The organism is Bradyrhizobium sp. Bra64, from assembly GCF_024519875.1.
Taxonomy (GTDB): Bacteria; Pseudomonadota; Alphaproteobacteria; order Rhizobiales; family Xanthobacteraceae; genus Bradyrhizobium; species Bradyrhizobium japonicum_G.
The window spans coordinates 50,493-75,818 of the sequence record NZ_JALJRD010000007.1; the positions used below are offsets into that span (position 1 = coordinate 50,493).

Consider the following 25,326-nt stretch of genomic DNA (forward strand, 5'->3'; position numbering starts at 1 on the left):
TTTGATTGCGTCCATGAGCACAACCCTGATCGAGGTCCGGCCGGCCAAAGCTGCAGACGCAACTGCGGTCGCGTCCACCCATGACGAAGCCTGGCGCTCGGCCTATCAGGGCATCATTCCCGGCTCCGAACTGGAAAAGCTGATCAACCGCCGCGGTCCGCAATGGTGGGACAGCGCGATCCGCAAGGGCAGCCGCGTCAGCGTGCTCGTGTTCGGCGACAAGATCGCGGGCTATGCGAATTACGGCCGCAACCGCGCCCGAAGCCTGCACTTCGACGGTGAGATCTACGAGCTCTATCTGCGTCCGGAATTCCAGGGCCTTGGCTTCGGCCGCCGCCTGTTCACATCCGCCCGCCGCGACTTGATGCAGAGCGGCCTGAAAAGCATGGTGGTGTGGGCGCTCTCGGACAACGATCCGGCGACCGAGTTTTACCGGGCGCTGGGCGGCCGCATGGTGGCGCGCTCCTCGGAGCGTTTCGGGCCGAAGTCGCTCGACAAGGTTGCCTTCGCTTGGACCAATTGAGCTGCTGAAGTCCGGCCGGCAGCGTTTCCCTTCCATCGATACCGCTGCCGCTTGAGCCGGTGATCGCTGGATTCATTATTTCACAAAAACACGATGGATAGGCGGGCCAAGCCCGCGTATGACAATGCCAAAATCGCTGCCGGGTGCGATTTACCCTCGGCAACAACGGAGCCTTGAATGCGTATCGATGCGGTCTCGATCGGGAAGAACGTACCACACGACGTCAACGTCATCATCGAAGTCCCCGTGGGCGGCGAACCGATCAAATACGAGATGGACAAGGAAGCCGGCACACTGGTCGTCGACCGCTTCCTCTACACGCCGATGCGTTACCCCGGTAACTACGGCTTCATCCCGCACACGCTGTCGGATGACGGCGATCCCTGCGACGTGCTGATCATCAACACCCGCGCCATCATCCCCGGCGCCGTCATGAGCGTGCGCCCGGTCGGCGTGCTGTTCATGGAAGACGAAGCCGGCGGCGACGAGAAGATTCTGGCGGTGCCGTCGTCGAAGCTGACGCAGCGCTACGACAAGGTAAAGTCGTACAGCGATCTGCCAGACATCACGCTGCAGCAGATCCAGCACTTCTTCGAGCACTACAAGGATCTCGAACCAGGCAAGTGGGTGAAGATTTTGCGCTGGGGCGGCCCCGAGGATGCCCACAAGCTGATCCTCGAAGGCATCGATCGCGAAAAGAAGAAGAAGGCGTAAGTCTTGTGTCCCGGACGCGGCGCGGCATGTCCCGGCGATGCGAAGCACCGTCCGGTGTGACGCGACGCTGAGCCGGGGCACGAGCGTCAGTTACACCGCCGGCTTCGGCAGCCCTGCAATCGCGCAGGCCGCGCGCAGCGTGTTCACCAGCAGGCACGCCACCGTCATCTGGCCGACGCCACCCGGCACCGGCGTAATCGCACCGGCGACGTTGAGCGCTTCCTGATAGGCGACATCGCCGACCAGCCGCGTCTTGCCGTCGTCCCTCGGGATCCGGTTGATGCCGACGTCGATCACGGTCGCGCCCGGCTTCAGCCAGTCGCCACGCACCATCTCAGGCCTGCCAACTGCGGCGTAAACGAGATCGGCCTGCTTCACGAGTCCGGGCAGGTCGCGCGAGCGCGAATGCGCGATCGTCACCGTCGCGTTCTCGTTGAGCAGCAATTGCACCAGCGGCCGGCCGACGAGATTGGAACGGCCGATGACGATGGCGTTCATGCCTTCGAGCGACGCATGGACGCTCTTGGTCAGGATGATGCAGCCGAGCGGCGTGCAGGGCGATAGCGCCTCGAAGCCGCCCGCAAGCCGGCCGGCATTGTTCGGATGCAGCCCGTCGACGTCCTTGGCGGGATCGATGGCATTGATCACAGCCTCGGTGTTCAGTCCCTTCGGCAGCGGCAGCTGTATCAGAATGCCGTGCACGGCGGGATCGCGGTTGAGTTTTGCAACGACGGCCAGCAGGTCGGCCTGCGACACGTCGGCCGGCAGCTTGTGCTCGAACGAGGCCATGCCGGCGGCCTGGGTCTGGGTATGCTTCGAGCGGACATAGACTTCGCTGGCGGGGTCGCTGCCGACCAGAACTACCGCAAGCCCCGGCACCAGATCGTGCTCGCGTTTGACGCGGGCGACCTCGTCGGCGACGCGGGCACGGAGTTCCGCGGCAATGACTTTTCCATCGATGATCTCAGCGGTCATGTCAGTTCCCTTGATCTGTGGATTTCGCCGCAGCGAGCTGGCGCAAGGCTTCGCCGAGCCGCGCTGGATCGCCATCGACTGCGATCTGCTTCAGCCGCGAGGTCGCCCCGGACAACAGCCTGACGCTCGCCTTGGGGACCCCAAGCGATTTCGCCAGCAGCACCAGAACGGCCTTGTTGGCCTCGCCGCCATCGGCGATCGCGCGCACCCGCACCTTGAGCACGCTGCGGCCATCGGCCAGCTGCTCGATCCCGTCGATGTCGTCGCGGCCGCCGCGCGGCGTCACCCGCAGCGCGATGCTGATGCCCGCGGTGGAGTAACGCCACGGTTCCTTGAAAGCGTCTTTGGCAACCAAGGCGCTCCCGCCTGCTCAGATCACGTTCGGGTAGATGTAATACAGAATCACCCGCTCGATGAACATGATGAGCAGGATCAGTATGATCGGCGAGATGTCGAGACCGCCGAGACTGGGCAGGAAATTGCGAATCGGCGCCAGCACCGGCTCGGTGATCCGGTACAGGAACTCCGCCACCGCCGACACGAACTGGTTGCGGGTGTTCACCACGTTGAAGGCGATCAGCCAGGACAGGATCGCGGAGGCGATCAGCAGCCAGACGTAGAGGTCGAGCACGATGATGACGATGTCGAGAACGGCACGCATGGCTTTTAAGAACTCTGGCTTTTGAAAACTCTGGCTGCGATCGGGATTGACGCCTGTTGCTAGATATCGGTTCCCCCCGGCGCAAACAAGGGAAGTCGGTGCCCGGATGGCTAAAACCGGGTGACACCCGTCCTTGACTTGACCTTGGCGGGGACTTAAATGGCGCCCGGTTGTCGGCCGCATTGACCAGAGCGGCCAGCAAACGGGGCCATAGCTCAGCTGGGAGAGCGCGTCGTTCGCAATGACGAGGTCGGCGGTTCGATCCCGCCTGGCTCCACCAGCCTTCACTCGCTTCGCGAGCTACGGCTAGGCAAGCCAGCCGAGCACTTTCGTAGCGAAGGAAGCGAAGGCTGTCCCGCCATAGCCCGAAGGGCGACGGCGGACGCTCTCCGAAAAGCCCCTACCTCCCCGTAAACCGCGGCGGCCGTTTCTCCATGAAGCTCGCCACGCCTTCCCGGAAATCGCTGCCGTTCAGCGCCACCATCATCTCGCGATTGGCCTCGATCGTCGCTTCCGCCAGGGTCTGGAACGGCACCTCGTAGAGCTGCCGCTTGATCACGGCCATCGCGCTCGGCGAGACGAAATCGGCGAGGTCGCGCGCATAGGCATAGGTCTCTTCGCGGAGTTTTTCGGGCGAGCAGAGCCGGTTGACCAGCCCGATCCGCAATGCCTCGCCGCTGCCCACACGCCTTGCCGAGAGCAACAGATCCATCGCGTTGGCGTGGCCGACGATGCGCGGCAGCATCCAGCTGATGCCATGCTCGGCGATCAGGCCGCGCCGCGCGAAGGCGGTCGTGAACACCGTGTTGTCGGCGGCAAAGCGCAGGTCGCAATAGAGCGCATGGACGAGGCCGATGCCGGCCGTGGCGCCGTTGAGCATGGCGATAATCGGCTTCTTGATCGACGGATAGAAGCCGTAGCGGGTCTGCCAGTCCGGTCGGCGGTTCATGTCGAAAGGCGGCAGATTCGACGCGCGCCTGACGTCGCTGGGATCGAGCCCTTTCAGCGCATCCATGTCGGCGCCGGCACAAAAGCCGCGGCCCGCACCGGTGAGCACGATGACGCGGACATTGTCATCAGCGCTCGATGCTTCCATCGCATGACGGACGTCGCGCTCCATGACGGGCGTCCACGCGTTCATGCGATCGGGACGGTTGAGCGTGATGGTCGCGACCTTGTCGCTGACGTCGTAGAGAATGTGTTCATAGGCCATGGCGCTCTCCCTTTGTTCGCCGGCACGCGTTCGCGCGCGCTCGTTGGCGGCAAGCCTAGCATATTCGAGGATGAGGCAAGGGCTTGCGCCAAGGACTTAGGCGAAGGATCTGCGGCAAGGACCTTGGCGAAGGCGCGATTACTCGGCGGCTTGCGCCAGCACCGGCCGGCGCGCCAGCCAGCCGTCGATGAAATGATCCAGCCAGGCGCGTTCTGCGGCATCGTACACCGCACGGTCCGCGAAATGATGATGCCGCTGCCGCGCGCCGGGTGCGCTGAAGCCGTCATAGCCGCGCGTGGTCCAGCGATGCATCATCGCGTAGGTCACGTCGGGATGAAACTGCACGCCGAAGGCATTGCCGGTGCGGAACGCCTGCACTGGAAAATCGTCGCCTTCCGCCAGCAATTCCGCGCCAAGCGGTAGCTCGAAGCCTTCGCGATGCCAATGGTAGACCTGTGCCGGCCAGTGCGGGCAGAGCGCGCGTCCCGCGGCGGTCGGACGGATCGGGTAATAGCCGATCTGGGTCAGCGAATCCGCATGCGGCGCGACGCGGGCGCCGAGCTGCATCGCCAGCATCTGCGCACCGAGGCAGATGCCGAGGAACGGCCGCTGCTCGCGGAGCGGAATTTCAATCCAGTCGATCTCACGGCGGATGTAGTCTTCGGGATCATTGGCGCTCATCGGACCGCCGAAGATTACGGCGCCGGCATGCTGCTCGAGCGTATCGGGCAGGGAATCGCCGAAGCGGGGACGGCGGATGTCGAGGCGATGGCCGAGCGCGCGCAGCGCATTGCCGACACGGCCGGGCGTCGAGGATTCCTGATGCAGGACGATCAGCACCGGCAACCGGTCTTCGGAGGCGGCGATGCTCGGCGTCCTTCTGGGGAAGGGCACGACTTCTGCGCCAGCAAACCTGTCCGTCCGGAACGACATCGCCTTTCCAAGTGCTATCGGTTCAGACCGCCAGCATAACTAAGCGATCGTTAATATCGTGTGAGTTTGCGCACACACGCCCGATAGTGAAGCAAGCTCCGGGCCACTACTGACGCTTCAAGCTTTTCTCTAGTGCCGCTGCCTCTGGAACCGGCTGGTGGCAGCCAGGATGAAGCCGCGCGGAAAGAAACGCAGCGCGAACGGCACAATCTTGATGCCGAGACCGGGGAGCACTGCCCGTTTGTTGGCCATCAGGCCGCGATAGGCCTGCTGCGCGACGTCGGCGGCAGGAACATTGAGAAGGGCCGTATCATGTCCGGCCCCGACGCCGGCGCGCGCCTGGAATTCGGTGGGCACCGGACCCGGGCAAAGGACCGTGACGCGAACGCCGTGCGGAGCCAGCTCCGCCCGCAAAGCCTCGGTGAGGGAAATCACATAGGCCTTGGACGCGTAGTAGACGGCCATGCCGGGTCCCGGCAGAAAGCCGGCGACCGATCCGACATTGAGAAGACCGCCCTTGTTCCTGATCAGCTGATCGGCAAAGCGTAGCGACAGATCCGTCAGGGCCCGAACGTTGACGTCGACGATGCCGACCTGCTCGACGCGGTCGCGTTCGATGGCGTCACCGAACACGCCGAAGCCGGCGTTGTTGACGAGGTTATCGAGCTCGACACCTTCGGCTGCGAGCGCGGCGGCGATCTTCTCGCCGGCGTCCGGCTCCTGGAGATTGCAGACGATCACGATCGGCTTCTTGCCGCCCTTGGCGGCGAGCTCGTTCGCGAGTGCCTCAAGCCGGTCCGCGCGCCGCGCCGTCAGCGCAAGGCGGTGTCCATTCGCGGCGAACACACGCGCCAGTTCGGTGCCGATGCCCGCCGAAGCACCGGTGATCAACGTTACCCGCTCAGTCACGATCGAATTCTCTTGAATTGAAGCTTTTTGGCCCCGCAATACCGGAACGAGAGCATAGGCCGTGCGCGACAGGCAAGCGGCGCCAGCAGCATGGGCGCCTGAGCGGGCGGCAGGACGACAGGAAAACCCGGGTATTTACGGGCGAATCCCGGACCCGCGCGGCTGGAAGCTACATTAAAGTTTTGTCATGTGGTTCGGACGACCGGCAATCGGCCGCGTAGAAAAGGGTCAGCCGCCGAGGGCGTTGTCCTTGACCTGACCACCGGCGCGGTCCGCGACCGCGTGCTTCAGGTCGATCCGGTCGCGCTGGGCGATCCCGAGAAGGTCGGAGGCGCGCCAGACCACGTTGTCCTCGAACTCGCTGACCTGGCCGTCGGCATAGACCAGCTCCCACATCATCTGGACGAGGCGCTTGCGGCCTTCTTCGTCGAGCGAGCGCATGATGACGCTGGTGAAATGATAGAGGTCCACCGCCTCGCCCTCGACCTGGGTCGCATCCGCGATCAGGCGGTCGGCCGTGCCGCGATCGAGCCCGAAATGGCTTTCGATCAGGCTGTGCAGCTTGCGCTGTTCGGCCGCCGTCGGCTGACCGTCCAGCGAGACCACGTGAACCAGCAACGCGGTCGCCGCCAGCCGATAATCGCTGTCGTCGAATGCGCGATCTCCGGCATGGGGAGCAACAATGTCGGCGATGAATTGGCGCAGGCCGTCGAGCATAAGGTCCTACCGAAATCGATGACGCCGCGGGGACGCGGCCGCTACCAGCATTATATGAGCGGTAAACTCAACCGGCGCAACGTGCGTCAGTTCCGTGCGCTGCATTACGTTTCGGCAATCTCGATGCCGGGACGCATCTACGGTATCTCGTACACCACCATCTTGTCGGCGATGCCGCGCAGCGCGGCCTGCTTCTGGATCGGCTTGATCGCGCGCTGCTGAAACACCTCGGCGACGGCGGGCGCGTCGAGCACCGGGCCGGTGATGTGGATCTCCTGCGCGGTCGACAGGCTCTGGACGCGGGCGGCGATGTTGACGGTCTGGCCGAAATAATCCTGCCGCTCGTTGAGCATCACCGCAAGGCACGGGCCTTCATGGATGCCGATCTTGACGATGAGATCGTCGGTGCCGCGCTGCTTGTTGAGTTCGTCCATGGCCGCGCGCATCCGCAGGCCGGCGACGATGGCGTGCTCGGGCCGGACGAAGGTCGCCATCACGGCGTCGCCGATGGTCTTCACCACAGCGCCCTTCTCCGAGGAGATGATCTCGAGCAGCGCATGGAAATGCGCGCGCACGAGATCGAAGGCGGCGAGATCACCGACCCGCTCGTATAGCGCGGTCGAGCCCTTCAAATCCGTGAACAGGAAGGTCAGCGACGTGATCTGGAGCCGCTGGTCGAGACTGAGATTGTCCGCCTTGAACACATCGCGAAAGGTCTGGTTCGACAGCATCCGCTTGGCGGTAAGGAATGGCTTGCGCTTGCCGATCAGATGGTGGAGCGCCTCGGCCGCGATGAACACCGACGGCAGCACGCGCACGCCGGCCTGGTTTTCCAGCGACAGCCGCAGCGGCCCCGGCCGCATCGTCGTGGTACCCGTCGGCGCCTGCACCTTGTTGTACATGATGGCGAATTGCTGGCGGTCCTTCGTCGGCTCGCCCTGGACGTCGATGAAATGGGCGGCGTGCGTCACCGGCTCGAAGATGATGATGAAGTCGTTCGGCAGTTGCAGCGACATGGTCGCCTTCTCGCCGGCCGGCAGCTCCATCGTATCCAGCGTCACCTCGTTGGCCAGCGTCGCGAACGAATCCTTGTTGAAGTCGACGCCGGAGCTCCAGAACACCTGCTTGAAATATTCCCACACCGGAAGCGTGTCGGGATCGTGCGCGGCGATGCGCCGGACGCGCGGATTCACGGTGAATGAGACCTCGACCTGGTCGTCGACCGAGGCCTTGTAGCCGCAGGCACAGAGCGCGCAATGATAGTCGCCCGGCTTGAGCGCCTTCAGGGTCGAGTGCGCCCCCAGCACGCCGCCGCAGCCCGGGCACAGCACGTTCCAGCCGAGATCGAACAGGCCGAGCCGTGCCGAATGCAGGAAGGCGGAAATCACGCGCTCTTCGTCGAGGCCGTGCTGCCTGGCGAAGTCGAGGACATTGACGCGGTTGAGCGCGTGATCCTCGCCGTGCTCGATGAGGCGCGTAATCGCATCGACCACCTTGGCATCGGCGGTCTGCTTCAGAACGGAAAACTGGGCCTGGATGTCGCTCATGGCGCAACTCTGTCTCGGTTGATCACGCGATCGGCCAGGCGAACGCCTGTCACCGACGCGTGATGCGGAACATGGGTGAATGGTCCGGCTGGGTCGTGACGACGCCGAGCGGGATCACGGGATTTGCCGTATCGGCAAGCTCGACGCGGAACGCGCCGATCAATCGGGCCAGCGCCAGCACGGATTCGGCTTGCGCGAACGGCGCGCCGATGCAGACACGCGGACCCGCCCCGAAGGGAAGATAGGCGAACCGATCGGGCGCATCCGCCGACATGAAGCGCTTTGGAATGAACGCGTTGGGCTGATCCCACAGCTTCTCGTGCCGGTGCAGCAGCCAGGGCGCGATCATGATGATGTCGCCCTTGCCGATCTCGACGCCGGCCGCGTTGTCCTTCTCGCGCGCCGCGCGGGCGATCAGGAAGGCGGGCGGATAAAGCCGCATCGTCTCCTCGACCACCGCGCGGGTGAATTTCTGGCGATCGATGTCCGCCATGCTGTCCAGATGCTCGCCTCGGGTCTCGGACGCCACCTCCTCCTGCGTGTCCGGATCGAGCGCGAGCAGATAGAGCGCCCAGAACAACGCAGTTGCGGTGGTCTCGTGACCCGCGAGGATCATGGTCGCGACCTCGTCGACGAGCTGCTCGTCCGAAAAGCCCTTGCCGGTTTCCGGATCGCGCGCCTCGTCCATGAGATCGAACAGGTCGCGCGGCGGCGCGCCGTCCTTCTTGCCCATCGCGCGGCGCTCGGCGATCAGCACCGCGACGAATTCGGTCCAGCGCTTGCGGAAGCGCGCCCGGGCACGGTCCATCGGGGTCGGCCAGGACACGGGCAGCACCATGTCGAGGAAGTAGGGCCGGCCAAGCCGCTCGCCATATTCCATGACGAAGTTGCGCAGGGTCGGACCGTGCCGGTCCATGCCGAACGAGAACATGGTGCGCCCGGCGATCTCCAGCGTCATGCGCTGCATGATCTCACGCAAATCGACCGGCTCGCTTGTGCGCGTGTCGAGCTTCGCGATGGTTTCGTCGAGCACCGCCGTCATGTGCGGGACCAGATTTGCAGTGGCGCGCGGCGTGAAGGCAGGCGCGAGGGTGCGGCGCTGAAACGTCCAGGAATGACCTTCCGCAATCAGGAGGCCGTCGCCAAGCACGGGACGTAGCATGCGGATTCCCGCCGGCGTGCGCGTGTAATTCTCGTAATTGCTGAGCAGAACATGCCGGATCGCATCCGGCCGGTTCAGGATGAAGCTGTTGCGGAGGAAGAAGCGGCCCTTGATGATGTCTTCCTCGTAGGCGCGCTGCCCCCAGGTCGCGATCATGTTGTGCCGGAGGACAGCGAGCCGGCCGAGGAACGACATGTCGTCGGGCGCACGCGGCGGGGTCGGAGGGATGATGGGCCGACGCACGCTGGCGATGTTCATTGCTCTCTCCCGCAGATGTGACCCAGGCAAATAGCTAGTAAGTCAGCTCGGCAATCGCAATCCTGTTCTCGGAGGCGGGCCAGGCGCGCGCCACAATTCGTTCTTCGCCGAACTGAGCCACGACGTTACGCCCGACCTCGCTGGCCGGAAGCCGCAGGGTCGCTGCCGAATCCGTGGGCACGCCCGGCTTCACGTCGGCCGGCTGCTTGCCGTCGAGCAGCACCACGTCCCGCGGCAGGCCGAAATAGCCGCGCGGACGCGACATGATCACGACAGCCCCGGCGTCCTTGTCCCCGGCCCCGAGCGGGCGCGCGGCGCGCAGATGCACGACGTCGGACGAGCGCGGGAAGGGCGAGCGATAGATGTGCGTCGTCGGCGCACCCGGCGAAGCGAGGACGAGTTCGAGCGACCAGGAAGGCTCGACCTGCGCCGGCCCCCAGCGGCCGTCGGCGCCGGTCTTGGCGCTGTACACCGCATTGCCCTTGCGCTCTCCGGTTTCGGGATCGACGCGGAAGACATCGACGGTTGCGCCCGCGACCGGACGATTGGTCGGCGCGCCGCCCGGCATGCCCGTCACCAGCCCGCTCAGCCTGACGCTCTGCTCCGGCACGATCGCGATCCGCGCGGGCTCGCGGCCGGCGATGAATTTGTAGATCTCGCGGAAGGCTCGCGGGTGGAACGCCACCTCGCGATGATCGAGCGCGCCGAGCACGAGATTGGTGGCGCCCTTCAACTCCGGACCTTCAACGGTGACGCCGGTCGGGGTGCCGGGCTTGCCGATGAAGCGGCCGTCGGCCTGCGCGTATTTGTCCATGCCGTCGCTGCGCAAGGTGAGGAAGGCAACACCCGGGGTCACCTCGCTCTCGCCCTCGTTCAGGCCGCGCAAGAACGTGCCGCGGCCGTTGAACTCGCTGTTGGGCTGGTCGTCGGTCGCGAACACGCCGTGATTGGGCGTTCCGCACAGGACGGCGTGGCTGACATCGCCCGCGCCATCGCTCTTGATCACGTTGCGGATCGCATAGCCGCCGCGGGAGCTCCCGACCAGCGCCACGCGGGACGCGCCGGTGCGGCGCTTCAGATCCGCGATGGCGGCGGCGAGCTCGCGGCGCTGGTCCTCGGTCGAGGAGCGGCCCGCCTGCTCGACCTTGTCGTCGCTGCGCGCCAGCGGATCGGTGAAGTTGATCGCTGCCATGCGATCTCGGGCGATGCCATTGGATTCCATCCGCCACATCGTGGTGATCCAAAGCGCGTCGTAATCGCCATTGCCGTGGACGAACAGGATCGGGGGCGCCTCGGTCGTCTGTGCCGCGGGCGCGCTCTGGGCCAGCGCACCCATCCGCAAGCTCGCAACCGCGAAAGGCAGGCTGCCAGCACCTTGCAGGATCGTCCGTCGCGACAGCTTCATTTGTTCCTCCTCCGGCAAAACCACGTCTTTGCACCGCTTATACCGGCCTAACCACTGGACAGCGAAGGACTTTCGCGGGCATCACTGAACTTGCCGGAATCACCCAAAGACCACTTCTGCCAGCCCATTTGGAAGGGGATATGACCGAGCAGACGAACCGTCAGAAAATTGCGGCCGACGGCATCACCGCGCCGCTGCGCTACACCGTGTTCCGGCGCATCTGGCTCGCCAGCCTGCTCTCCAATCTCGGCCTGCTGATCCAGGGCGTGGGCGCCGCCTGGGCGATGACGCAGATGGCGGCCTCGGCGGACAAGGTTGCGCTGGTGCAGACCGCCCTGATGCTGCCGATCATGCTGATCTCGATGCCGGCCGGCGCCATCGCCGACATGTATGACCGCCGCATCGTCACCCTGGTCTCGCTCTCGATCGCGCTGACCGGCGCGAGCGCGCTCACGGTACTGGCCGGACTGAACCTGATCACCCCGGAAACGCTGCTCGCCTTCTGCTTCGTGGTCGGCAGCGGCAACGCGCTGTTCGGTCCGGCCTGGCAGTCCTCCGTCAGCGAGCAGGTGCCCCCCGATGCGCTGCCGTCGGCGGTCGCGCTGAACGGCATCAGCTACAACATCGCGCGCAGCTTCGGTCCGGCAGTCGGCGGCGTCATCGTCGCCGCGCTCGGCGCTGTCGCCGCCTTTGCCTGCAACGCGATCCTCTATCTGCCGCTGCTGGTGGTGCTGTTGCTGTGGCGGCGCAACACCGAGCCCTCGCGGCTGCCGCGGGAGAAGCTCAACCGCGCCATGGTCTCGGGCTTCCGCTACATCACCAATTCCCCGCCGATCAAGATCGTGCTGTTGCGCACATTGGTGATGGGCCTGATCGGCGGCGCCATCATGGCGCTGATGCCGTTGGTCGCACGCGACCTGCTGCATGGCGGCGCGCAGACCTACGGCATCATGCTCGGCGCCTTCGGCATGGGCGCCGTGGTCGGCGCGCTCAACATCCACGAATTGCGCAAGCGCATGAGCGGCGAGGCCGCGATCCGCGCCTGCACCATCACGATGGCGTTCGCGATGGCCGCCCTGGCCGTGAGCACCGAGCCGGTGCTGACGGCGGCTGCGCTGGTGCTCGCGGGCGCGGTCTGGATGGCCGCGGTCGCGCTGTTCAACATCGGCGTGCAGCTCTCGGCGCCGCGCTGGGTCGCGGGCCGCTCGCTCGCGGCGTTCCAGGCCTCTATCTCCGGCGGCATCGCGATCGGTGCCTGGGGCTGGGGCCATCTCACCGACTATGCCGGCGTCGAGGTCGCGCTGCTGACGGCCGCCGGCCTGATGCTGATCTCGCCGCTGCTCGGACTCTGGCTCACGATGCCGCGCGTCGGCGCACGCAACGAGGATGCCGATCTGCTGGCCGATCCGGAAGTCAAGCTGTCGCTCACGGCGCGCAGCGGGCCGCTGGTGGTCGAGATCGAGTACCGGGTCGCCCAGGAGAACGCGCGCGGCTTTCACAACGTGATGCAGGACGTGCAGCTCTCCCGGCAGCGCAACGGCGCCTATGGCTGGTCGATCGCGCGCGACATCGCCGATCCCGAATTGTGGACCGAGCGCTATCATTGCCCGACCTGGCTCGACTACTTGCGCCAGCGCAACCGCTCGACACAGTCCGAACGCGCACTGCATCAGGAGGCGATCGCCTTCCACATCGGTCCCGATCCGGTGCGGATCCGCCGCATGCTGGAGCGTCCGTTCGGCTCGGTGCGCTGGAAGGAGGAGACGCCGGACCAGGCGGCAAGTGAGGTGCTGCCCGTGGTCGCGAGCGCGGCGGGGAGCAGCACGTAGGTTTTGTCAAACACTCTGCCGTCGTCCCGGCGAAGACAATTACTGCCCGTTATCCGTCAGCACCTTCTCACAGCCCTTGCTCAGCCGCGGACGATTCTGCTTCAGGCAGGCGAGCACGGCCTGGTCGCCATTGTTCATCACGGCGCGGCAGAAGCGCGTGACGTCGCGCGCGCAGGCATCATGTCCAGGCTGCTGTTGCGCTGATGCGCCCGATGCGCACAGGAGCAAAGAAATAACGAAAAGAAATCTGGTCATCGCGCAATGCCTCTAACCCGGAAGATGTGCGGGCGAAGCTAGTGCGACGATCCCTTAGCCGCAACGGCTTTATTGGCAGGCTGAATGGCGCCATCGCGTGGCCCCGGCTTGTGGCCGGGGCACATCGCGAGGGGAGCTGACCGACGCAACGATTATTGTGTTGCGCGCTTACTGGCTGTCCTGGGCGTCGGCGACCTTGCGTGACGCGCCCTTGGCGAGATCCTTGTCCATCACTGCGCGGCAGCCGGCGCTCAGGTCGGAGCGATGCTTCATCATGCACGCCGTGATCTTCGGGATGTTGGGGATTTCCGACGAGCACAGGCGGAAGGCGTCGCCGGTGCACTGCTGCTGCGCCTCGGACGAGAAGGCGAAGCTCGAGGTCGTCGAAACGATCGAAACGATGGCGGCAAAGCCCAGAGCCAGGCTGGTGTCGCGGATCTTGCTACTCAGGGACTTGGTGTTCAGCGAGTTGGTCATTTGAAGCTCCCATTGGCACCGCTCGGCGGGCCCGTTGTTGATGGGACCCAAGATGCTCCAACAAACTCCTTTCCACTGTGATGATGGTCACAGGCGCTCCTGTCACTGTGACATCAGTCACACAAGCCGACCTATCTGAAATTCCTCCGTAAACGCTGTCGTGTTGGTGTCACGTTAACCGCTCCTTCGCATTAATGGCTCGTCGCGCGGGAAATTCCGCAGGTTTGGTTGCGTAATTGGAAAGAGTAGCGATGCGTAATGCGTTGGGCCTGATGTTGGCCAGTGTCCTTGCGGCGGTCGTGATCGCGGCCGGCGGTTGGTTTTATTATTCCTCGCGCGCCGATCAGGCCGCTCCCAAAACAATGGCCGCCCGTACCGCCGATCCATTGCCGGCACCGGCGAAGCTCGCCGCCAAGGACGACGTCGAGACCACCGCCGCACTCGCCGGCAAGCCGGCGGCCCCCGCTCCGGCGCCAGTGCCGGCCCCGGCCATGCCGGTGCAGCAGAAACAGGTCTGCGCCAATCCGAACGCGCTGGGCGTGTCCCGCGTGGTCGAGATCGACACCACGGGCGGACCCGGCTTCGGCTTCGACCATTTCAAGCAGTTCGACTTCCTCACCGACAAGGAGGTCGTGCTGACCTTCGACGACGGTCCCTGGCCCGTGAACACGCCCGCGGTGCTGAAGGCGCTCGCGGACGAATGCACCAAGGGCCTGTTCTTCTCGGTCGGCAAGCACGCGACCTATCATCCGGAAATCCTGCGCCAGGTGCTGGCGCAGGGCCACACGATCGGCGCCCACACCTGGTCGCACGTCAATCTGAACGGCAAGAAGATGACGGAGCAGCAGGCCCTGGACGAGGTCGAGAAAGGCTTCAGCGCCGTGAAGTTCGCGCTCGGCACCAATCCGGCGCCGTTCTTCCGCTTCCCGCAGCTTCAGCACAATCCGGCGATCGTGACCTATTTCGGCACCCGCAACGTCGCGATGTTCTCGACCGACATCGACTCCTTCGATTTCAGGAAGGGCGCCACCCCGGACAAGATCATCAGCAACGTGATGACCAAGCTCGACAAGCTCGGCAAGGGCATCATCCTGATGCACGACTTCCAGAAGCACACCGGCGAAGCCATGCCGGCGCTGCTCGCGCGCCTCAAGGCCGGCGGCTACAAGATCGTGCAGATGAAGGCCAAGACGACTTTCCAGACGCTGCCGGAATATGACGAAGCGCTGCTGAAGGAATTGAAGGTGCCGACCTCGAGCGCACGCCCGATCGGAAGCGTGGTGCAAACGGTTTCGCAGTAACGAGACCACCGCTTCAATACGCGCATGGCCGGGCTTTCGCCCGGCCGTTTGCTTTTCAAGGGGACGCGGCCTGCTTACCAATAGATGCCGTGGCGATGCAGCTCGCTGATGATGCGGCCTTCGGTCCAGGTGCGCTTGTGCTTCGGCTTGTCCGCCCTTGCGGTCTTCGCGGGCTTGGTCGTCCCGACCGGCACTGACGCGGTCGTCGTGGTCGCGGCGGGAGCTGTCGTCGCGACGGGCGCAGGGACAGGGGCAGGGACAGGAGCGGGCGCCGGGATTGCCGGCGGACGATCGACATATTTCGGAGCTTCGACGGCCGGCGCGACCTCGCTGACTTGCGTCGTCGTGGCGGCTTGCGGAGCGGCGGCACGCTCACTCGCCGCGGACAGCGACAGGCTGCGTGCGCCGTCTGCCTGGGCAGACGCGGAAGCCAGGACCATGGCGGCGATCAGAATGATCTTGCGCATATGAAATCTCCCCGTGTTGGCGTGGCCGCGACACTACGGAAGTCATGCCTGAAGTTATGTGATCGCGATCACCCGGGCCGCTGCGCGACCTCGAACGCTCCCACGGTGATACAACGGCCGCGCTCTGCGCGACCCATCTGGACCGTGCACTCGTGCGGGCTGGATGCGCCGGCAAAAACACCGGGCTTGCGAGGAGCCGCGCTTGCGAGGATCGGATGAACCTGAGTAGACGTTCGGAGCGCTGGTGCCGCAAGAGGGACTCGAACCCCCGACCCCGTCATTACGAATGACGTGCTCTACCAACTGAGCTATTGCGGCGAACCCTGCCGGGACCCAAGCAAAGCCGGTCCCGTTACGCGCGCTCCTGATATCGGGCATGGCCCGAATTGGCAAGGTGGCGCCGGCTTCGAAATGCCCCTCACGCGCCCCAGCGGGACCAGAATCCGCGCCAGCCGCCGGCCTGGGCCTTTGCAGCGTCCCTGGGCGTGCCGATTTGTTCCGTGAATTCATCGCTCGGACCCTCGTCATCGATCCCGGGATCATCCGGGGCGCGGATGATCGGGATGACGGCGGGAATCGGCGCCGGTGAGGGCTTGCCGAGGTCGGCGCGGGTCCGGAACACCGGCGTCGCCGCCACCGGCGATGATTCGGCCGGCTCGGGCGCTGGTTGGACCGGCTCGGCGGGCGTGGCCGCGGGCTCTTCCTCGGCAACGGGAGGCGAATTGTCCTGTGCCGCCGGCGCTGGATCGGGCGCCGTCGCAGGCGGTTCCGCGGGGCTTTCGATCGGAACTGCGGTCACCCGCTTCGGGGGCGGGGCCGCCAGCATGGCTTCCTCGAAGGCCGATGACTCGATAATGTCGCCCTTGCCGGACGGAAGGCTTGCGACCGGCGTCTGCCACTGGAACGCGTCGAGCCGGCCGGTGACCGGGGAGACCGGACGCCAGCGGTCACTGACATAGCCGTCCGCGGTCCAGGCCGGGTCGTGGCGGGCGCGCACCGCGCGCAAGGTCCAGGCGCGGGCGCGGCCGCTGTCGCCATGCTCGGTGCGCTCGAGCTCGGCCATCAGCAGCGCAACGCGCTGGGTCGGATCGTTGACGTAAGGCGCCAGCACCGCGCGCGCACGGGCGAACTCGGACGCATCGATCGCGGCGCGCGCGATCGCGAGCTGGCCCTCGACATGGCCGGCCCTGTCGGCAGGAACCTTGGCGGCGAGTGTCTCGACTCGCTGCAAGCGCTGCCGCGCGGAATCGCCGAGCTTCACATGCGCATAGGCATCCGCGAGATCGGGATGCGGATTGGCGAGCCAGGCGGCTTCCACCAGCTTCATGGCGCGGCGCACCTGATGCGCCTCGCTCTCGAATTTTGCGGCGAGCACTGCGGCCGGGACCAGCGTCGGCGCGAGCTTGACCGCCTCCATCACGCTCTCGCGTGCGACGTCGCGATCCATCGTTTCCAATTCCAGCGCGCGGGCGGCAAGCAGCACGCCGCGCTGGCGGCGATAGGCCTGCCTGTCGATCAGGCCCGAGGACAGATTCGAATCGAGGATCGCGAGCGCGCCGCTCCAGTCGCCGCGCGCGCAGCGGAAGCCGAGCACGGCATGCGAGGCCCAGGTCGAGGACGGCGACAGCTTGATCGCTTCCTCCGCGATCATCACGGCACCGACCGCATCGTCGGCGCGCTGCGCCTCGATGAACAGGCCGCGCAGGCCGAGCAGGCGCGTGTCCTCGCGCTCGGCCATGGCGCGGAAGACGCGCTGCGCCTCGTCGCGATTGCCCTCGAGCTGCGCGGACTGCGCATGCAGGAGCAGCGCGAGCGGATCGTTCGCGGCGAGCCGCCGCGCGGTATCGGCGTGGCGGCGGGCGAGCGCGGTGTCGCCATGGCCGATCGCGAGCAGGCCGTGGGTAATGGCGTGGCGGCCGCGGGCGTGGCGCTTGTCGTGACGGCGGCGGCGCAGGCGTCCCGGCGCACGCCAGACCATCGTCACGAGGCTCCAGACCAGCACGACCGCCGCGGCAAAGAGGCCGAGCAGGAACACGAATCTCGGAAGCGTCGTCGTGGCGCGGAAACCGCCCGCGGTCAGGACGAGCTCGCCGGGTTGATCGGCAACCCAGGCCGCGCCGGCCGCCGCCAGCGCGATCAGGACGAGGAAGAGGACGATGCGAAGCATGGCGATCCCTATACGCGCAGATTGTTGCGCGAAGCTTTATTGAGCAGGCTTGACGAGATCCGCCATGGCATCGTCGGCGAATTTGCGTGAGGCGGCGAGCGCAGCGTCGCGGGCATCGGTCTTGTCGAGCCAGGCCTGTGCCGGGGCGCGATCGGCCTCGGGCAGCGTCTTCAGCTCGCGCCGCGCCTCCACGAAATCGTTGCGGAGCGCCGCGGCCGTCACCCGTGAGACGATGGCACCGCGATCGTTGCCGACCCCGTCGGTGCGCTCGATGCGGACGAGTTTTGACGCTCCCGCCTGGAGGCGCTCGACGATGCCGGCGCCGCCGGTCTGGGCTTCCGCCGGCGGCGACAGTTTTGGCACGATGTTGAGGAGCTCGCGGCTCAGCGCGACCGGCGTCGGAATGCCTGACGACGCGAAGGTGTCGAGCGGCTTCAGTCCATCGGGTTTGGCCGCGAGCGACCGCGCCGCGGCCAGTTGCGGCCCGTAAGCGTCTCCGTGGCGAACGGCGACGTCGAGCAGGGCCGCGGCCACCACATGGCGCAGCGCCTTGTCGTCCATCGTCCTGGCGTCGGCGATCTTCTCGCTTTGCTGCGCGAGTTCGGCACGGTCGGTCTTGCTGGCGCGCTCGAGCTGCGCGATGCGATTGGCGAGATCGGCGGAAGCAGCATCGCGCGGCGCGGATTTCGCGTCGTTCAAGGCGCTCGCGGTCTTGTCGGATTGCGCGCGCAGACTGGCGATGTCGCTGCGCAGGCTGCTTGCGGATTTCTCCAGCGCGTCGATCCGCGCCAGCAGGGCCGGATCGGCAGCGGGCTTGCCAGCCTTGGCCTCGACCGCGGCAACGCGCCCGTTCAGCGCATCCACGGTTGCGCTCGTCACTTGCGGCGCGGCCGGCGGCGCCTGCACCGCCGGCCAGCCCAGCATCCAGCCGACCCCGATCACGACCGCGGCTGCAGCAGCGCCGGAGACCGGAGCGATAACCCAGGGCGAAATCGAAGGCGATACGGGCGCGGCCGCAACGGACGGCCGCTCGGAGGCCTCGGGCTGAGGTTCGGCCTTGGTCTCCTCGAACTTGGTCTCCTCGAATTTGGCCTCTTCGAATTTGGCCTGCTCATCCCCGGCCTGGCCGGTCGCCGGCTGAGCCTCCGGCTCGCCCGCAACCTCGTGCGGCTGGGTGGAGACTTCGGTTGCCTCGAGGTCGATGGTGGGCGGAGTGCGCTTGGCACGGCCGGACTCGGGAGCCAATCCTGTGTCTTCAGGCTTGTCGTCGGCCATCGTGACGGTTCCTCACACTTACATGCCCTGAGCGGACCCGATTGCGTCGGATTCGGCCCGTTCTCTTACGCCAAACGGGTCCGCAAAGCACGCTCCAAGGTCTCAAACAAGGCATTTTCGTCCGGCATCGCGGCCACCAGAACCTGCGTGGCGCCGGCCTCGCGCAGCACGCCTGCGACCGTCTCGGACAGGCAGCATTGCGGAATTGCCAGGGCCGAGATTTCGACGCCTTCGCCTCGCGCCGCATCCAGGAAGGCGCGCGCGCTGCGCCGGGAGTAATGCAGCACCGCCTCGATCCCATGGGCGGCAAAGCCCTCGCAGACCTCGCGCGGCAACAGCTTGACCGGCGCCATGCGATAGGTGGTCTGCGTGACGACGTTGAATCCCTCGGCGCCGAGCTCGCCGCCGAGATCGCGCGACAGATCCGCGCCCGCCAGATAGAGCAGCGTACTCTTCTTCTTCAGCACCTTGGCTCGCACGCTCTGCATGACCTTGTCGCGCAAGGCCGCGGCATCGCCGCCGGCGACGATCACTTCGGCAAAGCCGGCGTCGCGCGCGGCGGCGGCGGTATGCTCGCCAACCGCGAACAGCGGCAGCTGTGACAGATCGAGGTCCTGCAACTGCGGTGCGACGGCGCGGATCGCGTTGGCCGATGTCACGATGATGCCATCATAATCGGCCTCGCTTTCATCGTGGAAAGCGACCGGCTCGAACTTGAGCACCGGGGCGAGCAGCACCAGATGACCCCGCGCGCGCAGATTTTCCGCCGTCGCCTCATTGTCGGGATGCGGCCGTGTGACAAGAATGGACATCGCTTGTGTTCCCGAACCGCGTGGCGGTGACGCATTCACGAGGAGAGCTGCGCGTGACGATTGCGCAGGCCGACCCCGGAATGCTACCGGACGTACCAGAACTCTGCTTTACGAATGAGCGCAAGGCCGCAAATTGGATAACAATTCGCCAATGCTGGTATTGGGCATCGAGACCACCTGCGACGAGACCGCCGCGGCGGTGATCGAGCGCGCGCCTGACGGCAGCGGCAAGATCCTGTCCAATATCGTGCGGTCGCAGATCGAGGAACATGCCCGGTTCGGCGGCGTCGTGCCGGAGATCGCCGCGCGCGCCCATGTCGACTTGCTCGACGGCATCATCGACCGCGCCATGCAGGAGGCCGGCATCGGCTTCGCCCAGCTCAATGGCGTCGCCGCGGCTGCGGGGCCGGGGCTGATCGGCGGCGTCATTGTCGGGCTCACCACTGCGAAAGCGATCGCGATGGTGCACGACACGCCGCTGGTCGCAGTGAACCATCTTGAAGCGCACGCGCTGACGCCGCGCCTGACCGACGCACTCGAATTTCCCTATTGCCTGTTCCTCGCTTCGGGCGGCCATACCCAGATCGTCGCCGTCACCGGCGTCGGCCAGTATGTGCGCCTCGGCACCACCGTGGATGATGCGATCGGCGAGGCCTTCGACAAGGTCGCGAAGATGCTGGGCCTGCCCTATCCGGGCGGGCCGCAGGTCGAACGGGCGGCGAAGAGCGGCGATGCCACGCGCTTTGCGTTTCCGCGGCCCATGCAGGGACGCCCCGACGCGAATTTCTCGCTGTCGGGATTGAAGACGGCCGTGCGCAACGAAGCGAGCCGGCTCACTGAAATCACGCCGCAGGACGTCAGCGATCTCTGCGCGAGCTTCCAGGCCGCGGTAATGGACTCGACGGCCGACCGGCTGGGCGTCGGCCTGAAGCTTTTCCGCGAAAAGTTCGGTCCCCCCCGCGCGCTCGTTGCGGCCGGCGGCGTCGCCGCCAATCTGGCGATCCGCGGTGCCTTGCATGACGTCGCGCGACAGGCCAAGACGCAGCTCATCATGCCGCCGCCCGCACTCTGCACCGACAACGGCGCGATGATCGCCTGGGCCGGCGCCGAGCGCCTTGCGCTCGGCATGACCGACACGATGGAAGCGCAGCCCCGCGCGCGCTGGCTGCTCGATGCCAACGCCACGGCGCCGGCCGGCTACGGCAACACGCGAGCGGGATACTAGCAATGACCGCGTTCCACTCCGTCGCGGTGATCGGGGCCGGCGCCTGGGGCACGGCGCTGGCGACGGTCGCCGCGCGGGCCGGGCGCGCCGTGGCGCTGTGGGCGCGTAACGCCGAGCACGCGACGCGGATCGCATCGACCCGCGACAATCCGCGGCTGCCGGGCGTGATGCTCGCGCCGGAGATCATGGTCACGAGCGACCTGTCCCTCGCAGCGCGCGCGGACATGCTGCTGATTGCGACGCCGGCGCAGCATCTGCGCGGCGCCGTCAACATGCTGGCCTCGCATCTGGCGAAACCGGTGCCGATCGTCGCCTGCGCCAAGGGCATCGAGCACGGCACCCATAAGTTCATGACCGACGTCATCGCTGAAGCCGCGCCGCACGCGCAGCCGGCGATCCTGTCGGGCCCAAGCTTTGCCGACGATGTCGCGCGCGGCCTGCCGACGGCGGTGACGCTGGCGGCGAAGGACGAAGCCATCGCCAGCCGCCTGGTGCAGGCACTGGGCTCGGCGACGTTCCGGCCCTATCACACGACGGATGTGCGCGGCGTCGAGATCGGCGGCGCGGCCAAGAACGTGCTGGCGATTGCGGTTGGCATCGCGGTCGGGCGCAAGCTCGGTGCTTCTGCCCAGGCTGCGCTCACGACCCGCGGCTTTGCCGAGCTGACGCGCCTTGGCCGCGCGCTCGGTGGGCGCGGTGAGACGCTCATGGGTCTTTCCGGCCTCGGCGATTTGATCCTGACCTGTTCGAGCCTGCAGTCGCGCAACTTTGCACTCGGGCTGGCGCTCGGCCGCGGCGAGCAACCGCCCGCCGGCAAGCTCGCCGAGGGCGAGTTCACAGCGCCGGTGCTAATCGAACTCGCAGCTTCGCAAAACATCGAGATGCCGGTGTCAGAGGCGGTCGCGGCGATCCTGAGCGGAAAGAGCACGATCGACGCCGCGATCTCGGGGCTGCTGACGCGCCCCTTCAAGGCAGAGGAATGAACATGGCGTACTGGCTGGTGAAATCCGAACCGTCGGTGTGGTCCTGGGACCAGCAGGTGGCGAAGGGCGCCAAGGGCGAAGCCTGGACCGGCGTGCGCAATTACACCGCGCGCATCAACCTCGTGAACATGAAGAAGGGCGACAAGGCGTTCTTCTATCATTCCAACGAGGGCAAGGAGATCGTCGGCATCGCCGAGATCATCAAGGAAGCCTACCCCGACCCGACCGACAAGACCGACAAATTCGTCTGCGTCGATATCAAGGCCGACAAGCCGTTGAAGACACCGGTGACGATGGCGGCGATCAAGGCCGAGAAGAAGCTGGCCGACATGGCGCTGGTGAAATATTCGCGCCTTTCGGTGCAACCGGTGACGGCGGAGGAGTGGAAGCTCGTCTGCAAGATGGGCGGAATGTAATTCGCTCCATCTTCGCTACGCTATCCGGGCCTGCGGCTCCGGCAGCGCAAAGACCTCGCATGGCGCGGCGATGCCGCGCAGCGGATGCGGACCGAGCGCGACGAGCGGCATGTCGGTCTCGGCGGCGAGCGCGCCCGACACCAGCACGGTCCTGCCGAGCGGCTTGCACAATCCTTCGAGCCGGCTGGCGAGATTGACGGCGGGGCCGATCGCCGTGAAATCGAGCCGGTTGGCAGCGCCGATATTGCCCCACAGCATCTCGCCGAGATGAAGGGCGGCGCCGAACGCGAGCGGCGGCAGTCCCTGGGCACGGCGCTCTGCGTTGAGATACACCATTCCGGCTTCGGCCGCGCCCGCGGCGCGCAGGGCCGAATCGCAGGCGCGGCGCGGTGAAGCCTCGACCACCGGAAAGATCGCGAGCACGCCGTCGCCGATGAATTTCAGCACCTCGCCGCCGAAGGCGTGGACCGCACCGGCGATGCGGTCGAACCAGGCGTCGAGCGACGCGATGACATCGGCGGGCGGCGTGGTTTCCGACAGCAGCGTGAAGTTGCGCAAATCGGCATAGAGCAGCGCGGCCTGAATGGTCTCGCCGAGATCGCGCCGCAGGGGTGCCGCGAGCACACGCTCCGCGCTGCGCTTGCCGAGGTAGGCATCGAGCGTCGCGCGCAACGTGGCACGCGCGGCAAGCACCGCAAGAGGCGTCGCGGCGAAACGCGCGGCCTGGCGCAATTGCTCGATCTCGTCCGCGGTGAACGGACGCGGCCCGATCCAGCCGAGCAATGGACCATCGGGCCGTCCGACCGCGTCTTCGTGCACCTTGCCGTCCGCGATGTCGCGCAGCCAGCGGCGGCCGGCATCGTTGGGCGGATCGGGCGCAAGGCCCCCCGGCGCGAAGCCGAGCGCCTCGATCACGCGGCCGCCGTCTGCGCGCCACAGCCAGGTCCGCTTCGCGATCAGCGGGTGCGGCACCTCCAGCGTCAGGCTGCCCGCCGCAAGCGGCACGCCGTCGGCGAGCAGGTGCGCGCCGAGATCCGCGAGCAGGCGGTCGGCGCCGGGGCTGTCCGAGGCAGCATCGACAAGCCAGGCGAGGGTCGGGGAGAGTTGCATTGTCCGATGATGGCGAAGATGGGCCGTCTTTGTCACGGGCAATCCTTGACGGGCTGCTTTGGGGCCGCCATGTGCCAGTGTCAGCCCAGGAATGATCGCCAATGACCGAGCCGTTCGTAGTGCGTCGCGAGACCCAGATCGCAGCCCCGCGCGCCACCGTCTTCGCGTATTTGACCGATCCCGAGAAGATTCTGAGCTGGATGGGCTCCGACGCCACCACGGAGCCGCATCCGGGCGGGCTGTATCTGCTCAAGGGCATCGGCCCGCGCGGCGGCGACGCCCGCGGCGCATTCCGCGAAGTCGTGCCCGTGCATCGTCTGGCCTACACGTTCGGCTGGGAGGGCGGCCAGGAAGTGCCGCCCGGCTCGAGCCTGATCGAGATCGACCTGATCGAACGCGACGGCGGCACGCTGCTGCGCATGACCCATAGCGGGCTGCCAACCGCGGAGCAGGCTGCCGCGCACGCAACGGGATGGGCGCATTATCTGGGACGGCTCACGACTGCAGCCGCAGGCGGCGATCCCGGTCCCGACAACGGCGTTTCCACCAAGGCGCAACGACGCCCAGGCTAAACCGCCGCGGTCGCCACCACCTGCTGCAAGAGCTGCTCGCGCCTGGCCTGCGAACGCTGGCCCTTCATGGTCGCGGCGAAGCGCTCGAGGATACCATCCTCGAAGGCGGTGACGATGGTGTCGTGGACGTAGCTCTTGCGGCAGATCGCCGGCGTGTTGGAGAGCTGATCGGCCGCGGCGCGGATCGCCTCCAGCACCTGCTTCTTGCGGCCACGCTGGCTGGTCGCCGGCGTGATCCGCGACAGCGATTCCACGACGACGGCAGACGCCATTAGCGTGCGGAAATCCTTCAGCGAGATCTTGATGCCGGCGATCTCGCGCAGGAACGCGTTCACCTGCGTGGTGCTGACCGCGCGCACGATGCCGTAGGCATCGCGATACTGGAACATGCGCTTGCCGGGAACGCCGTTGAGGATGCCGATGGCGCGGACGAGCTTGGCCGCGTCGCATTCCTTGCGCACCGCCTTGCCGCCCTTGGCCTTGAACGTCAGCACGAAGCAATCGTCTTCCAGCGTGACGTTGGACTTGTGCAGCGTGGTGGCGCCGCGGGTGCCATTGAGGCGGGCATAGGACTCGTTGCCGGGACGGATCGCGGTGCGCGCGATCAATTCGATCACCGCCGAAAGCGCGAATTCACGCGTCGGCTCGTCGCCCGACAGGAACGCCGAGACCTTGCGCCGGATCTTTGGCAGTGCGCCGACGAGCTTTTCCAGCCGATGCGCCTTGCGGTGCTCGCGGACCTTCTCCCAATCGGCGTGATAGCGGTATTGCAGCCGGCCCGCGGCATCGCGTCCCACCGCCTGGAGATGCGAGCTCGGATCAGCCGAATAGCGCACCTCGCGATAGGCCGGCGGTACCGCCATGGCGTGCAGCCGGCGGATGGTGCGGGCATCGCGGATGTGGGCGCCGTTGGGCCGCACGAAGGAATAGCCCTTGCCGCGCCTGATGCGGCGGATGGTCAGCTCGTTCTGGTCGCCGAGCCGCAGGCCCAGCTCCTTGGCAAGGGCCTCGACCGTCGCCGCAGGCGCCGTATCGAACAGTTTTTTCGGGCTGGGACGGACGGAACCGGCCCGTTTCGGCCATTGTCCGAGGGCCTTGGCCAGCGCGACGGCAGCAGGATCGGCCGAAGCGGGCCGCATCGTCCCGAGATTCTGCTGATCCATCATAGTCTTAAGCCTTGGCCCTATCTGTTACCGTTCAATGCCGCTGTTCTGATTTTTGTTCCAAGGGGTCGCTTGGACGGTCTCTTGGGACCCGGGTTAGCCACTTAGGGTGTTCCGAACCGCATTGCGAGTCCCGAATCGGTGAGAAGCGGTTTCTAAATACCGCCTGCGACGCATGGGCGCCCTGCACGGGCCTATTCCCAAGATCTGGGTAAAGAGCCGAAGACCGCCTCCCAGCCTGTTTCAGATTTGCGACA

Annotated in this window: 26 protein-coding genes and 2 tRNA genes; 9 read left to right on the forward strand and 19 right to left on the reverse strand. The window is 66.2% G+C overall.

Translation table 11 applies throughout. The annotated features are described in order from the left end of the window. The first annotated feature begins 13 nt into the window (after positions 1-13). Complete coding sequence (locus NR187_RS20880) at positions 14-523, forward strand: GNAT family N-acetyltransferase (RefSeq protein ID WP_211383693.1); 510 nt, start codon at positions 14-16, stop codon at positions 521-523. Positions 524-700: 177 nt separating this feature from the next. After that, positions 701-1,237: an inorganic diphosphatase gene (gene ppa, locus NR187_RS20885; RefSeq protein WP_007604168.1), complete on the forward strand. Its 537-nt coding sequence runs from the start codon at positions 701-703 to the stop codon at positions 1,235-1,237. A gap of 90 nt (positions 1,238-1,327) precedes the next feature. Here ppa and folD read toward each other — a convergent pair whose 3' ends face one another. Genes folD through NR187_RS20900 form a run of 3 tightly spaced genes read right to left on the reverse strand, consistent with a single transcriptional unit; the run spans position 1,328 to position 2,873 of the window. Further along, the gene (gene folD, locus NR187_RS20890; protein ID WP_211383694.1) at positions 1,328-2,212 is read right to left on the reverse strand and encodes a bifunctional methylenetetrahydrofolate dehydrogenase/methenyltetrahydrofolate cyclohydrolase FolD; all 885 of its coding nucleotides are present in this window, start codon (positions 2,210-2,212) and stop codon (positions 1,328-1,330) included. Position 2,213: 1 nt separating this feature from the next. After that, positions 2,214-2,567, reverse strand: a complete 354-nt coding sequence (locus NR187_RS20895; RefSeq protein ID WP_211383695.1) for a DUF167 domain-containing protein — start codon at positions 2,565-2,567, stop codon at positions 2,214-2,216. Positions 2,568-2,582: 15 nt separating this feature from the next. Beyond that, positions 2,583-2,873 (reverse strand): YggT family protein, encoded by a 291-nt coding sequence (locus tag NR187_RS20900; RefSeq protein WP_007598721.1) that lies wholly within the window; start codon positions 2,871-2,873, stop codon positions 2,583-2,585. A gap of 204 nt (positions 2,874-3,077) precedes the next feature. Between NR187_RS20900 and NR187_RS20905 the strand changes: the two genes are divergently transcribed. Continuing rightward, positions 3,078-3,153: transfer RNA gene (locus NR187_RS20905), tRNA-Ala, on the forward strand. 120 nt (positions 3,154-3,273) lie between these two features. On the opposite strand, the gene NR187_RS20910 is transcribed toward NR187_RS20905, so the two are convergent. The 7 genes from NR187_RS20910 to NR187_RS20940 form a co-directional block, all read right to left on the reverse strand. Beyond that, entirely contained in the window at positions 3,274-4,086 is an 813-nt protein-coding gene (locus NR187_RS20910) for an enoyl-CoA hydratase (RefSeq protein WP_256807436.1), read from the reverse strand. A gap of 138 nt (positions 4,087-4,224) precedes the next feature. Then, on the reverse strand, positions 4,225-5,019 hold the full coding sequence (locus tag NR187_RS20915) for a glutamine amidotransferase (RefSeq protein WP_211383697.1): 795 nt from the start codon (positions 5,017-5,019) through the stop codon (positions 4,225-4,227). 129 nt (positions 5,020-5,148) lie between these two features. Continuing rightward, positions 5,149-5,928: an SDR family oxidoreductase gene (locus tag NR187_RS20920; protein WP_211383698.1), complete on the reverse strand. Its 780-nt coding sequence runs from the start codon at positions 5,926-5,928 to the stop codon at positions 5,149-5,151. 228 nt (positions 5,929-6,156) lie between these two features. Then, complete coding sequence (locus tag NR187_RS20925; protein ID WP_211383699.1) at positions 6,157-6,645, reverse strand: TerB family tellurite resistance protein; 489 nt, start codon at positions 6,643-6,645, stop codon at positions 6,157-6,159. Between the two features lie 137 nt (positions 6,646-6,782). Next, entirely contained in the window at positions 6,783-8,192 is a 1,410-nt protein-coding gene (locus tag NR187_RS20930; protein WP_256807437.1) for an adenylate/guanylate cyclase domain-containing protein, read from the reverse strand. Positions 8,193-8,241: 49 nt separating this feature from the next. After that, a complete protein-coding gene (locus tag NR187_RS20935) occupies positions 8,242-9,612 on the reverse strand; it encodes a cytochrome P450 (protein ID WP_211383701.1) in 1,371 nt (456 codons plus the stop codon). A gap of 34 nt (positions 9,613-9,646) precedes the next feature. Continuing rightward, positions 9,647-11,017, reverse strand: coding sequence for a hydrolase (locus NR187_RS20940; RefSeq protein WP_256807438.1), 1,371 nt, complete (start codon positions 11,015-11,017; stop codon positions 9,647-9,649). Between the two features lie 140 nt (positions 11,018-11,157). On the opposite strand from NR187_RS20940, the gene NR187_RS20945 reads away from it, so the two are divergent. Further along, positions 11,158-12,846 carry an MFS transporter gene (locus NR187_RS20945; RefSeq protein WP_256807439.1) on the forward strand — a complete coding sequence of 563 codons (1,689 nt, stop codon included), beginning with the start codon at positions 11,158-11,160 and terminating at the stop codon, positions 12,844-12,846. A gap of 39 nt (positions 12,847-12,885) precedes the next feature. On the opposite strand, the gene NR187_RS20950 is transcribed toward NR187_RS20945, so the two are convergent. Then, the gene (locus tag NR187_RS20950) at positions 12,886-13,101 is read right to left on the reverse strand and encodes a hypothetical protein (protein ID WP_211383704.1); all 216 of its coding nucleotides are present in this window, start codon (positions 13,099-13,101) and stop codon (positions 12,886-12,888) included. A gap of 168 nt (positions 13,102-13,269) precedes the next feature. Beyond that, the gene (locus NR187_RS20955) at positions 13,270-13,578 is read right to left on the reverse strand and encodes a hypothetical protein (protein WP_211383705.1); all 309 of its coding nucleotides are present in this window, start codon (positions 13,576-13,578) and stop codon (positions 13,270-13,272) included. 251 nt (positions 13,579-13,829) lie between these two features. Here NR187_RS20955 and NR187_RS20960 point away from each other — a divergent pair, with 251 nt between their 5' ends. Continuing rightward, entirely contained in the window at positions 13,830-14,879 is a 1,050-nt protein-coding gene (locus NR187_RS20960; protein WP_211383706.1) for a polysaccharide deacetylase family protein, read from the forward strand. A gap of 74 nt (positions 14,880-14,953) precedes the next feature. Here NR187_RS20960 and NR187_RS20965 read toward each other — a convergent pair whose 3' ends face one another. The 5 genes from NR187_RS20965 to NR187_RS20985 form a co-directional block, all read right to left on the reverse strand. After that, on the reverse strand, positions 14,954-15,346 hold the full coding sequence (locus NR187_RS20965) for a hypothetical protein (RefSeq protein ID WP_256807440.1): 393 nt from the start codon (positions 15,344-15,346) through the stop codon (positions 14,954-14,956). 242 nt (positions 15,347-15,588) lie between these two features. Continuing rightward, a tRNA-Thr gene (locus tag NR187_RS20970) sits at positions 15,589-15,664 on the reverse strand. A gap of 100 nt (positions 15,665-15,764) precedes the next feature. Further along, complete coding sequence (locus NR187_RS20975) at positions 15,765-17,513, reverse strand: heme biosynthesis protein HemY (protein ID WP_256807441.1); 1,749 nt, start codon at positions 17,511-17,513, stop codon at positions 15,765-15,767. A gap of 36 nt (positions 17,514-17,549) precedes the next feature. Beyond that, positions 17,550-18,788 carry a COG4223 family protein gene (locus NR187_RS20980; RefSeq protein ID WP_256807442.1) on the reverse strand — a complete coding sequence of 413 codons (1,239 nt, stop codon included), beginning with the start codon at positions 18,786-18,788 and terminating at the stop codon, positions 17,550-17,552. 65 nt (positions 18,789-18,853) lie between these two features. After that, the gene (locus tag NR187_RS20985) at positions 18,854-19,600 is read right to left on the reverse strand and encodes a uroporphyrinogen-III synthase (protein ID WP_256807443.1); all 747 of its coding nucleotides are present in this window, start codon (positions 19,598-19,600) and stop codon (positions 18,854-18,856) included. A gap of 151 nt (positions 19,601-19,751) precedes the next feature. Here NR187_RS20985 and tsaD point away from each other — a divergent pair, with 151 nt between their 5' ends. Genes tsaD through NR187_RS21000 form a run of 3 tightly spaced genes read left to right on the forward strand, consistent with a single transcriptional unit; the run spans position 19,752 to position 22,224 of the window. Next, positions 19,752-20,825, forward strand: coding sequence for a tRNA (adenosine(37)-N6)-threonylcarbamoyltransferase complex transferase subunit TsaD (gene tsaD / locus NR187_RS20990; protein WP_256807445.1), 1,074 nt, complete (start codon positions 19,752-19,754; stop codon positions 20,823-20,825). Positions 20,826-20,827: 2 nt separating this feature from the next. Continuing rightward, entirely contained in the window at positions 20,828-21,808 is a 981-nt protein-coding gene (locus NR187_RS20995; protein WP_211383712.1) for an NAD(P)H-dependent glycerol-3-phosphate dehydrogenase, read from the forward strand. A gap of 2 nt (positions 21,809-21,810) precedes the next feature. Beyond that, on the forward strand, positions 21,811-22,224 hold the full coding sequence (locus tag NR187_RS21000; RefSeq protein WP_256807446.1) for an EVE domain-containing protein: 414 nt from the start codon (positions 21,811-21,813) through the stop codon (positions 22,222-22,224). A 15-nt stretch (positions 22,225-22,239) separates the two neighbouring features. On the opposite strand, the gene NR187_RS21005 is transcribed toward NR187_RS21000, so the two are convergent. Then, entirely contained in the window at positions 22,240-23,334 is a 1,095-nt protein-coding gene (locus NR187_RS21005) for an adenylate/guanylate cyclase domain-containing protein (RefSeq protein WP_211383714.1), read from the reverse strand. Positions 23,335-23,435: 101 nt separating this feature from the next. Here NR187_RS21005 and NR187_RS21010 point away from each other — a divergent pair, with 101 nt between their 5' ends. Next, a complete protein-coding gene (locus NR187_RS21010) occupies positions 23,436-23,906 on the forward strand; it encodes an SRPBCC domain-containing protein (protein WP_211383715.1) in 471 nt (156 codons plus the stop codon). On the opposite strand, the gene NR187_RS21015 is transcribed toward NR187_RS21010, so the two are convergent. Next, the gene (locus NR187_RS21015; protein ID WP_211383716.1) at positions 23,903-25,072 is read right to left on the reverse strand and encodes a DNA topoisomerase IB; all 1,170 of its coding nucleotides are present in this window, start codon (positions 25,070-25,072) and stop codon (positions 23,903-23,905) included. The two genes, NR187_RS21010 and NR187_RS21015, sit on opposite strands and share 4 nt — an antisense overlap. Positions 25,073-25,326: the final 254 nt, after the last annotated feature.

Excerpts from the sequence above, each read along its gene's own strand:
- NR187_RS20880 (WP_211383693.1), top strand. The coding sequence starts at position 14 with ATGAGCACAACCCTGATCGAGGTCCGGCCGGCCAAAGCTGCAGACGCA.
- ppa (WP_007604168.1), top strand. The coding sequence starts at position 701 with ATGCGTATCGATGCGGTCTCGATCGGGAAGAACGTACCACACGACGTC.
- folD (WP_211383694.1), bottom strand. The coding sequence starts at position 2,212 with ATGACCGCTGAGATCATCGATGGAAAAGTCATTGCCGCGGAACTCCGT.
- NR187_RS20900 (WP_007598721.1), bottom strand. The coding sequence starts at position 2,873 with ATGCGTGCCGTTCTCGACATCGTCATCATCGTGCTCGACCTCTACGTC.
- NR187_RS20910 (WP_256807436.1), bottom strand. The coding sequence starts at position 4,086 with ATGGCCTATGAACACATTCTCTACGACGTCAGCGACAAGGTCGCGACC.
- NR187_RS20915 (WP_211383697.1), bottom strand. The coding sequence starts at position 5,019 with ATGTCGTTCCGGACGGACAGGTTTGCTGGCGCAGAAGTCGTGCCCTTC.
- NR187_RS20925 (WP_211383699.1), bottom strand. The coding sequence starts at position 6,645 with ATGCTCGACGGCCTGCGCCAATTCATCGCCGACATTGTTGCTCCCCAT.
- NR187_RS20930 (WP_256807437.1), bottom strand. The coding sequence starts at position 8,192 with ATGAGCGACATCCAGGCCCAGTTTTCCGTTCTGAAGCAGACCGCCGAT.
- NR187_RS20935 (WP_211383701.1), bottom strand. The coding sequence starts at position 9,612 with ATGAACATCGCCAGCGTGCGTCGGCCCATCATCCCTCCGACCCCGCCG.
- NR187_RS20940 (WP_256807438.1), bottom strand. The coding sequence starts at position 11,017 with ATGAAGCTGTCGCGACGGACGATCCTGCAAGGTGCTGGCAGCCTGCCT.
- NR187_RS20945 (WP_256807439.1), top strand. The coding sequence starts at position 11,158 with ATGACCGAGCAGACGAACCGTCAGAAAATTGCGGCCGACGGCATCACC.
- NR187_RS20950 (WP_211383704.1), bottom strand. The coding sequence starts at position 13,101 with ATGACCAGATTTCTTTTCGTTATTTCTTTGCTCCTGTGCGCATCGGGC.
- NR187_RS20955 (WP_211383705.1), bottom strand. The coding sequence starts at position 13,578 with ATGACCAACTCGCTGAACACCAAGTCCCTGAGTAGCAAGATCCGCGAC.
- NR187_RS20960 (WP_211383706.1), top strand. The coding sequence starts at position 13,830 with ATGCGTAATGCGTTGGGCCTGATGTTGGCCAGTGTCCTTGCGGCGGTC.
- NR187_RS20965 (WP_256807440.1), bottom strand. The coding sequence starts at position 15,346 with ATGCGCAAGATCATTCTGATCGCCGCCATGGTCCTGGCTTCCGCGTCT.
- NR187_RS20975 (WP_256807441.1), bottom strand. The coding sequence starts at position 17,513 with ATGCTTCGCATCGTCCTCTTCCTCGTCCTGATCGCGCTGGCGGCGGCC.
- NR187_RS20980 (WP_256807442.1), bottom strand. The coding sequence starts at position 18,788 with ATGGCCGACGACAAGCCTGAAGACACAGGATTGGCTCCCGAGTCCGGC.
- NR187_RS20985 (WP_256807443.1), bottom strand. The coding sequence starts at position 19,600 with ATGTCCATTCTTGTCACACGGCCGCATCCCGACAATGAGGCGACGGCG.
- tsaD (WP_256807445.1), top strand. The coding sequence starts at position 19,752 with ATGCTGGTATTGGGCATCGAGACCACCTGCGACGAGACCGCCGCGGCG.
- NR187_RS20995 (WP_211383712.1), top strand. The coding sequence starts at position 20,828 with ATGACCGCGTTCCACTCCGTCGCGGTGATCGGGGCCGGCGCCTGGGGC.
- NR187_RS21000 (WP_256807446.1), top strand. The coding sequence starts at position 21,811 with ATGGCGTACTGGCTGGTGAAATCCGAACCGTCGGTGTGGTCCTGGGAC.
- NR187_RS21005 (WP_211383714.1), bottom strand. The coding sequence starts at position 23,334 with ATGCAACTCTCCCCGACCCTCGCCTGGCTTGTCGATGCTGCCTCGGAC.
- NR187_RS21010 (WP_211383715.1), top strand. The coding sequence starts at position 23,436 with ATGACCGAGCCGTTCGTAGTGCGTCGCGAGACCCAGATCGCAGCCCCG.
- NR187_RS21015 (WP_211383716.1), bottom strand. The coding sequence starts at position 25,072 with ATGATGGATCAGCAGAATCTCGGGACGATGCGGCCCGCTTCGGCCGAT.